We start from the raw sequence: 6,947 nt of genomic DNA, 5'->3' as shown, positions 1-6,947 counted from the left end.
AGCATTGCACATCATAGGCCGTTTTATTCCAAAACTTCCCATTGTAGCCCCAATCAAACTCAGGTTGTCGTATTTTTGATATTGTTGAACAAAATTGTCTTCTGCGTTCAAAGAGATAGGGCCTGCAACAAATAAGCTTTTTTCCTTTTTGAGTACGGTATTGTAGCTGTGTAGCCAGTTTTTTGGAAGAATGCAGTCAGCATCAGTTGTGATGATGAAATCAAACAAAGCATGTTTGAGTCCAACTTGGATGGCATCTTTTTTTGGAGCATTGGTGACTCGGCAGTTGTTTAAAATTTTTAGATTTGGAAGTTTGACTAGCCATTCTTTTATTTTATTCGTGGATCCATCTGTTGAATGATCATCAATCAATAGAATTTCAAAATTTTCTGAATGATATCTTAAATTCTGTATGCTTTTTAAGAGCGCCTCAATATTTTGTTCTTCATTTCTAAAAGGAATTATGATACTGAATTTTTGTTGTGGAAGCGTTGGATCGATCTTTGTTAAGGGTAGACGAATCAAACCTAAAATAAAGACTAGAATTAGAAAAAAATAAACAGCTATGAAAACCATTATAGAACTACTTTTTTAGTGTTGAAAAATTGTAGAATACTTCCTAGAATAGCTGGGGTAGCATGATTGTAAAGCCATAGTAAAAAATAGACCATTAAAATATTTCCATCTGAATACCCCAAGGGAACCAAGACAAACAAAGCGATACTTCCTTTCATGGCAAAATCTAAAATGTTTATGATGGGTAACAATGAACTTAGGAGGTATATCACACAGATGCCAGCATACAATTCTGTATAATCTTTAGTCGATTGATGTAGTAAGTACAACAAGAAAAATGAAAAAAACAGATACTTTATCGCAGAGTAGATAAACAATTGGCGATGTATTTTTAGGGGAATGCTCTTGATGTAGGATTTTATTTTTTTCCTAAAAATAAGACAAACTACAGTTCCAATTGAACTCGTTAAGACCAAGAACCCTTGTTGATTAAATATTTTGGCATCTAATTTATCTATCAAAGCGCAAACGCCCCAAGAACCAAAAAGAAGAGTAATGATCATTTGGTATATACCCTTAAATAAGTTTACAAATACAATATCCTTGGTTTTTACTTGAGGGTAAAAAAAGATTTTTTTTAGATAGTTTCCAGAGTTAAAAGGAGTAATGATGCCATAGGTATACGCAACAAGTGTTTCATAAGTCGCTTTTTTAAACGAGATTTTGTCAAATGTTTCAACTACAATTTTCCATTTTAACACTTCAAAACTCCAGTTTCCAAGGGATAAGAACAGTAGTGTTAGAAAAGTGACAGGGTTCAGAAAAAGCATTAACTCTTTGCTTTCAAAAGAAGTGTTTGTTATCCTGTAACCAATATAAAACAAGGCGGTACAACTTACCACATATTTTAGAAAGTAATTTAAGATTGTAAAATATTTACGAATTGATTTAAGCATGTATAGTGTTAGCATTCATTTTCGTTACCTTTGCTAAAATAGTTAAAACCACTTTATTGGCTGTAGAAAAAATCATATTAGGCATAGACCCAGGAACCACCATTATGGGTTTCGGTATTATTAAGGTCGTTGGAAAAAAAATGGAGTTTATTCAAATGAATGAATTGTTGTTGAGTAAATACAAAGATCCCTATGTGAAATTAAAATTGATTTTTGAGCGTACGGTTGAATTGATCGATACATATCACCCTGATGAATTGGCTATAGAGGCTCCTTTTTTTGGTAAAAACGTACAGTCTATGTTAAAGCTAGGAAGAGCTCAAGGAGTTGCCATGGCAGCAGGTTTGTCCAGGGAAATCCCAGTTACAGAATATTTACCAAAAAAAATTAAAATGGCCATTACCGGTAATGGTAATGCGAGTAAAGAGCAAGTGGCAATGATGCTTAAAAGCTTGTTAGATCTCAAGACTTTACCAAAAAACTTGGATGCTACTGATGGATTGGCTGCTGCAGTTTGTCATCACTTCAACAGTGGAGTCAAAGTAGGCGGTAAGAATTATAGTGGTTGGGCAAGTTTTGTTAGTCAAAATGAAAGCAAAATAGTAAAGTAATGGCGGGTTTGTATTTGCACATTCCGTTTTGTAAAAAAGCTTGTCATTACTGTGATTTTCATTTTTCTACTTCATTAAAACACAAAAGTTCTTTTTTAAAGGCTTTAGAGCAAGAAATTGTTCTGAGAGCAGAGGAATTTAAAAATATAAAAGTTCAAACTATTTATTTTGGTGGAGGTACCCCAAGTATTCTTGAAGCAAAACAAATTACTATGCTTCTCCAAACAATTAAAAAGAACTACAGTGTTGTTAAGAATCCAGAAATAACTCTGGAGGCCAACCCAGATGATTTGACAGCGCATAAGATTAAAGATTTAGCGCAAACAGAAATCAATAGATTGAGTGTTGGAGTTCAGTCTTTTGGAGACCAGGAACTGAAGATGATGAATCGTGCTCATGATGCTGATGAAGTCAAGAATTGTCTCCAAATAGCGACTCAGTATTTTGATAATATCACGATTGATTTGATGTATGGAATCCCTGGGTTATCTAATCAAGTATGGAAAAATAACATTCAACAAGCCCTAGATTTTGGGGTTTCACATATTTCCTCTTACGCACTTACTGTAGAAGAAGGAACAGCACTAGAAAGTTTTATCCAAAAAGGAACTTATCCCGCTGTTGATGAACATCTTGCTGCTGAGCATTTTGAGATCTTGGTTGCTGAACTAACACAAAACGGATTTGATCATTATGAAATTTCTAATTTTGGGAGACCTAATTTTTATTCGAGGCACAATACAGCTTATTGGTCGGGAAAATGGTACTTGGGTTTTGGTCCCTCTGCACATTCCTATAAAGCAGGGGTAAGAAGTTGGAATGTGTCAAACAATGCAAAATACATCAAATCCTTGTCAAGCGGTCAATTGCCCTCTACCCAGGAAGAATTGTCTGTAAAAGACGCTTTTAACGAATACATCATGACGGGATTAAGAACCATATGGGGGGTTTCGTTAGAAAAAATTGCTCAAGATTTTGGGGAGGAAACTCGTTTTTGTTTAGAACAACAAGTGCAACCCTTTCTTGATAACGGGACTTTGTTGTTAAAGCACAATCAGCTTATTTGTTCACAAAAAGGAAAGTTTTTAGTGGATGGTATTGCTAGTGCATTGTTTTGGCTTTAGTCTTTCTTTTGTATCACAACAAAGACTTAGATTATGATCTGAATGTATTGGTTTTAGCATTTAAAAAAGTTTTCAGACCATGTTCTCCTAGTTCTTTACCATAGCCGGATTTTTTAATTCCACCAAACGGAAATTTAGGACTTGAGGTCACTTTAAAATTTATAGAAACATAGCCCGTTTCAATTTGAGCTGCCAGGTTTTTTGCTCGCTCTAGATTTGCTGTCCAGATCGCAGCGCCTAACCCATAATCAGAATCGTTTACACAGTCTATAAGTTCATCGGTATTATCGTAGGAGATGATGCAAATAACAGGTCCAAAAATCTCTTCTTTGAGCATAGGATTGTCTTTGTTTACAACCATTAATGTTGTTTCGTAAAAAGGTTCGTTAATTTTACCACCAACCATAAGTTCTGCACCATTTTTGATGACTTGTTCTACTTGGTTTTGTAGCACAGGTAAAAACTCAGCTTTGGAGATGGGTCCTATTTGAGTTTTTGTATCCAATGGATCTCCTTGTTTCAAATTTGCTATTTTTTGTTTGAAAAATGAAATAGCGTAGGGCAGTTTATCTTTAGGTATGAAAATTCGTTTGGCAGCAATACATACTTGACCCGAGTTGGCTGTCCTAGATTCGAAGGCAGAAGTTAGTGCATAATCAAAGTCAGCATCTTCCAAAAGAATAGAAGCGTCTGTTCCTCCTAATTCTAGTACAGATTTTTTTAAGTATTTTCCTGCCAAAGCAGCGACTGCACTTCCGGCTTTGGTGCTTCCAGTGACACAAATCCCTTGCACGGTTCGGTGAGCAATGACTTGCTCAACCTGAGGAAGATCAATGATCAAATTGGTAAATACATGTTTTGGATATCCTGCGTCTAAGAATAACTGTTCTATAGCTAAAGCACAACCCATTACATTTGGGGCGTGTTTCAAAACACAAACATTTCCAGCCATTAAGTTAGGAAAAGCGAACCTAAAAACCTGCCAAAGTGGAAAATTCCAGGGCATAATTCCAAAAACAGCTCCAGTAGCATGGTAGCTCACATAGGTGTTGTCATCTAACCTGCTATTTTTTAGTAATGTTGAAGTGTGTGAAGTAAAGTAGTCAATTAGGCTACTTGTTTTTTCAATTTCTATTAAAGATTGGCTTATGGGTTTTCCCATCTCTGAACTCATCAAAACGGCCAAACGCTGCTTTTGTGAAAGTAAGAGTTCCTTTAGTTTTGTGCCAAGTTCTTGTTTTTTTTCTGACGAAATTCTTTTCCAATTCTCATAGCTTTTTTGAGTCATATCTAATTTTGAATTCAACTCACTATTGGTCAAAAAAGAATATTGATGGATTTTTTCTTTTGTAAACGGATTGGTTGTGACGATCATCTAAAAAATAAACTAAGTTTGATTTACAAACTTACAAAATGTAAGTCAGTACAGCTGTTGTTTTTTTCTAAGAATATTTAACGTATAATGGATAAAAATAATTGAAGGCAAAGGGGGTAACTTCTTCTATTTATGGAAGAAAAGCAAAAACAATTTCTTTTTGTGTCAATTAAAGTTTGTAAAGGTCTAATCGTTATACGTAATTTTTGAATGATGGGTTATCTTGAAATTGCAAGACCGCGCAATAAAACAATAGTCATGTGCCTCAGCCAATGCCTCTTCAACTTTTTTAGCATCACACGACTGAATAGAAATCTTGGGTTGTAAACTGACGTTTTCAAACTGACCACTACCGTTAGGATTTACTTTTACAAGCCCTGTTGGGGTGTCAGTGTAGCTTTTGATTTTGATATTTTTTAACCCACAGAGATAAAAAAAGGACATCATGTAGCAAGCAGATAGAGCACTAAGTAACATCTCTTCTGGGTTGTATAGTGTTTTGTCGCCATGAAACATCGCGTCTGCAGATCCCATTAGATTAGGTTTGTTATCAAAACTCAATTCATAAATACGGGTATATTTAAGGTGATTTCTTTTGTCTATCGTTGTGATTCCTTTCCATACCAATTTGATGTTATACGCGTGTTCATTTTTCATGATTTGTATGTATTTCAGTAAAATGTTTATAAAAGTAAGGAATGGTTTCTATTCCTTTGTAGAAGTTGAACAACCCATAGTGTTCGTTGGGAGCATGTATGGCATCACTATTCAGTCCAAACCCCATCAAGATGGTATGGCTTTTAAAAACTTCATTAAACAATGAGACAATAGGGATACTTCCTCCTGAAGGTTGAGGGATGGGTTTGTTGGCAAAGGTTTCAGAATAGGCCTTGTAAGCTGCTTGATAACCTATTGCCTCTAAAGGTGTTCTGTATGCTTTACCTCCGTGGTGAGGTGTGATTTTTACGGTTACAGATTTTGGCGCTAGGCTTGTAAAGTAATCAGTGAATAAGTGAGTCATTTCATCAGGATCTTGACCAGAAACCAGTCTCATAGAGATTTTGGCATAGGCTTTTGAGGGCAACACTGTTTTTGCACCCTCTCCGATATAACCACCCCATATTCCATTTACATCTAGTGAGGGTCTGACGGTACTTCTTTCTAGGGTAGAATATGTTTTCTCACCCCATTCTTCTTCAATATTCAAGGCCTTGTTGTAGTCTTTTTGAACAAAAGGGGCTTTGTTCATCTCTCTCCTTTCTTCTTTGGACAGCACATAGGCATGATCATAAAAACCAGGAATGGTGATGTGGTTGTTTTCATCGTGAAGTTTAGAAATCATTTGACTTAAAATATTGATAGGGTTTGCCACTGCACCACCATAGAAACCAGAATGTAAATCTCTATTGGGACCTGTTAATTCCACTTCGACATAGCTCAAGCCACGAAGCCCGGTTGTGATAGAAGGTTGTTGGTTGGAAATCATACCTGTGTCAGAAATTAAGATCACATCATTTTCAAACAACTCAGTATGTTCCTCGATGAACGGAGCAAGACTAGGAGAACCTACTTCTTCTTCCCCCTCAATCATAAATTTCACATTACAGGGGAGTTGCTCTGTGGCGATTAAAATTTCAATGGCCTTGATATGCATAAACATTTGCCCTTTGTCATCACAGGCACCTCTCGCAAAAATAGCACCGTCAGGATGAAGTTTTGTTTTTTTTAGGGTTGGTTCAAATGGAGGAGTATCCCATAACTCTAGAGGGTCAGCGGGTTGAACATCATAATGTCCGTAAACCAATACAGTAGGGAGCTCAGGATTTATAATTTTATCTGCATAGACAACTGGATTTCCTTTCGTCTCCAATAGTTGAATGTTTTCACAGCCTGCATTTAAGAGTGACTTTGCTACAGCTTCTGCCGTCTGTAAAAGTTGAGGTTGGTAGGCCAAATCAGCGCTGATAGATGGCATTTTGAGCAGTTCAAAAAGCTCCTGTAAAAAGCGTTCTTTGTGTTTAGCGATATAGGTTTGTATGTTTTTCATCAATTCATTTTAAAGTGTTACTAAAATATAATATTTATCTTTGCAAATTGTAAGTATTGTGTATATTTGCACTCGTTAAAGATTTTAATGCAGGCGTGGTGGAATTGGTAGACACGCTAGATTTAGGATCTAGTGCCGCGAGGTGTGAGAGTTCGAGTCTCTCCGCCTGTACAATTAAAAACCTCAACAAGCTTATTTGTAGCTAGTTGAGGTTTTTTAGTTTTTATATTTGTACGATTATTGTACGATTGAATTATTTTAGTCTTATTTCTATAATAATTTTAGTAAAAAAATAAAGTTGTTTTTTAGGCTTCATTT

Annotated in this window: 7 protein-coding genes and 1 tRNA gene; 3 read left to right on the top strand and 5 right to left on the bottom strand. The window is 35.8% G+C overall.

The window, feature by feature from the left end; translation table 11 throughout:
- Positions 1–576: glycosyltransferase (locus ABF281_RS07775; protein WP_347181115.1), on the bottom strand; the 576-nt coding region annotated here is incomplete at its 3' end.
- A complete protein-coding gene (locus ABF281_RS07770) occupies positions 576–1,472 on the bottom strand; it encodes a hypothetical protein (RefSeq protein WP_347181114.1) in 897 nt (298 codons plus the stop codon). The genes ABF281_RS07775 and ABF281_RS07770, both read right to left, overlap by 1 nt.
- Positions 1,473–1,528: 56 nt before the next feature.
- Between ABF281_RS07770 and ruvC the strand changes: the two genes are divergently transcribed.
- Positions 1,529–2,083 (top strand): crossover junction endodeoxyribonuclease RuvC, encoded by a 555-nt coding sequence (ruvC, locus tag ABF281_RS07765; RefSeq protein WP_347181113.1) that lies wholly within the window; start codon positions 1,529–1,531, stop codon positions 2,081–2,083.
- Positions 2,083–3,207, top strand: coding sequence for a radical SAM family heme chaperone HemW (hemW, locus tag ABF281_RS07760; protein ID WP_347181112.1), 1,125 nt, complete (start codon positions 2,083–2,085; stop codon positions 3,205–3,207). Before ruvC ends, hemW begins: the two co-directional genes overlap by 1 nt.
- A gap of 31 nt (positions 3,208–3,238) precedes the next feature.
- Here the strand turns inward: hemW and ABF281_RS07755 are convergent, their stop codons facing one another.
- The 3 genes from ABF281_RS07755 to ABF281_RS07745 form a co-directional block, all read right to left on the bottom strand.
- Positions 3,239–4,582: an aldehyde dehydrogenase family protein gene (locus ABF281_RS07755; RefSeq protein ID WP_347181111.1), complete on the bottom strand. Its 1,344-nt coding sequence runs from the start codon at positions 4,580–4,582 to the stop codon at positions 3,239–3,241.
- Between the two features lie 186 nt (positions 4,583–4,768).
- Positions 4,769–5,239 carry an OsmC family protein gene (locus ABF281_RS07750; RefSeq protein WP_347181110.1) on the bottom strand — a complete coding sequence of 157 codons (471 nt, stop codon included), beginning with the start codon at positions 5,237–5,239 and terminating at the stop codon, positions 4,769–4,771.
- Positions 5,229–6,629: a dipeptidase gene (locus ABF281_RS07745; RefSeq protein WP_347181109.1), complete on the bottom strand. Its 1,401-nt coding sequence runs from the start codon at positions 6,627–6,629 to the stop codon at positions 5,229–5,231. The genes ABF281_RS07750 and ABF281_RS07745 overlap by 11 nt, the downstream gene beginning before the upstream one ends.
- Before the next feature lie 89 nt (positions 6,630–6,718).
- Here ABF281_RS07745 and ABF281_RS07740 point away from each other — a divergent pair.
- Positions 6,719–6,800, top strand: a tRNA-Leu gene (locus ABF281_RS07740).
- Positions 6,801–6,947: the final 147 nt, after the last annotated feature.

Source organism: Wenyingzhuangia sp. (assembly GCF_039768515.1).
Classification (GTDB): domain Bacteria; phylum Bacteroidota; class Bacteroidia; order Flavobacteriales; family Flavobacteriaceae; genus Wenyingzhuangia.
Note: the sequence above shows the minus strand (reverse complement) of the source record. Positions and strands in the feature narration are given on the sequence as shown.

Excerpts from the sequence above, each read along its gene's own strand:
- ABF281_RS07770 (WP_347181114.1), bottom strand. The coding sequence starts at position 1,472 with ATGCTTAAATCAATTCGTAAATATTTTACAATCTTAAATTACTTTCTA.
- hemW (WP_347181112.1), top strand. The coding sequence starts at position 2,083 with ATGGCGGGTTTGTATTTGCACATTCCGTTTTGTAAAAAAGCTTGTCAT.
- ABF281_RS07755 (WP_347181111.1), bottom strand. The coding sequence starts at position 4,582 with ATGATCGTCACAACCAATCCGTTTACAAAAGAAAAAATCCATCAATAT.
- ABF281_RS07750 (WP_347181110.1), bottom strand. The coding sequence starts at position 5,239 with ATGAAAAATGAACACGCGTATAACATCAAATTGGTATGGAAAGGAATC.
- ABF281_RS07745 (WP_347181109.1), bottom strand. The coding sequence starts at position 6,629 with ATGAAAAACATACAAACCTATATCGCTAAACACAAAGAACGCTTTTTA.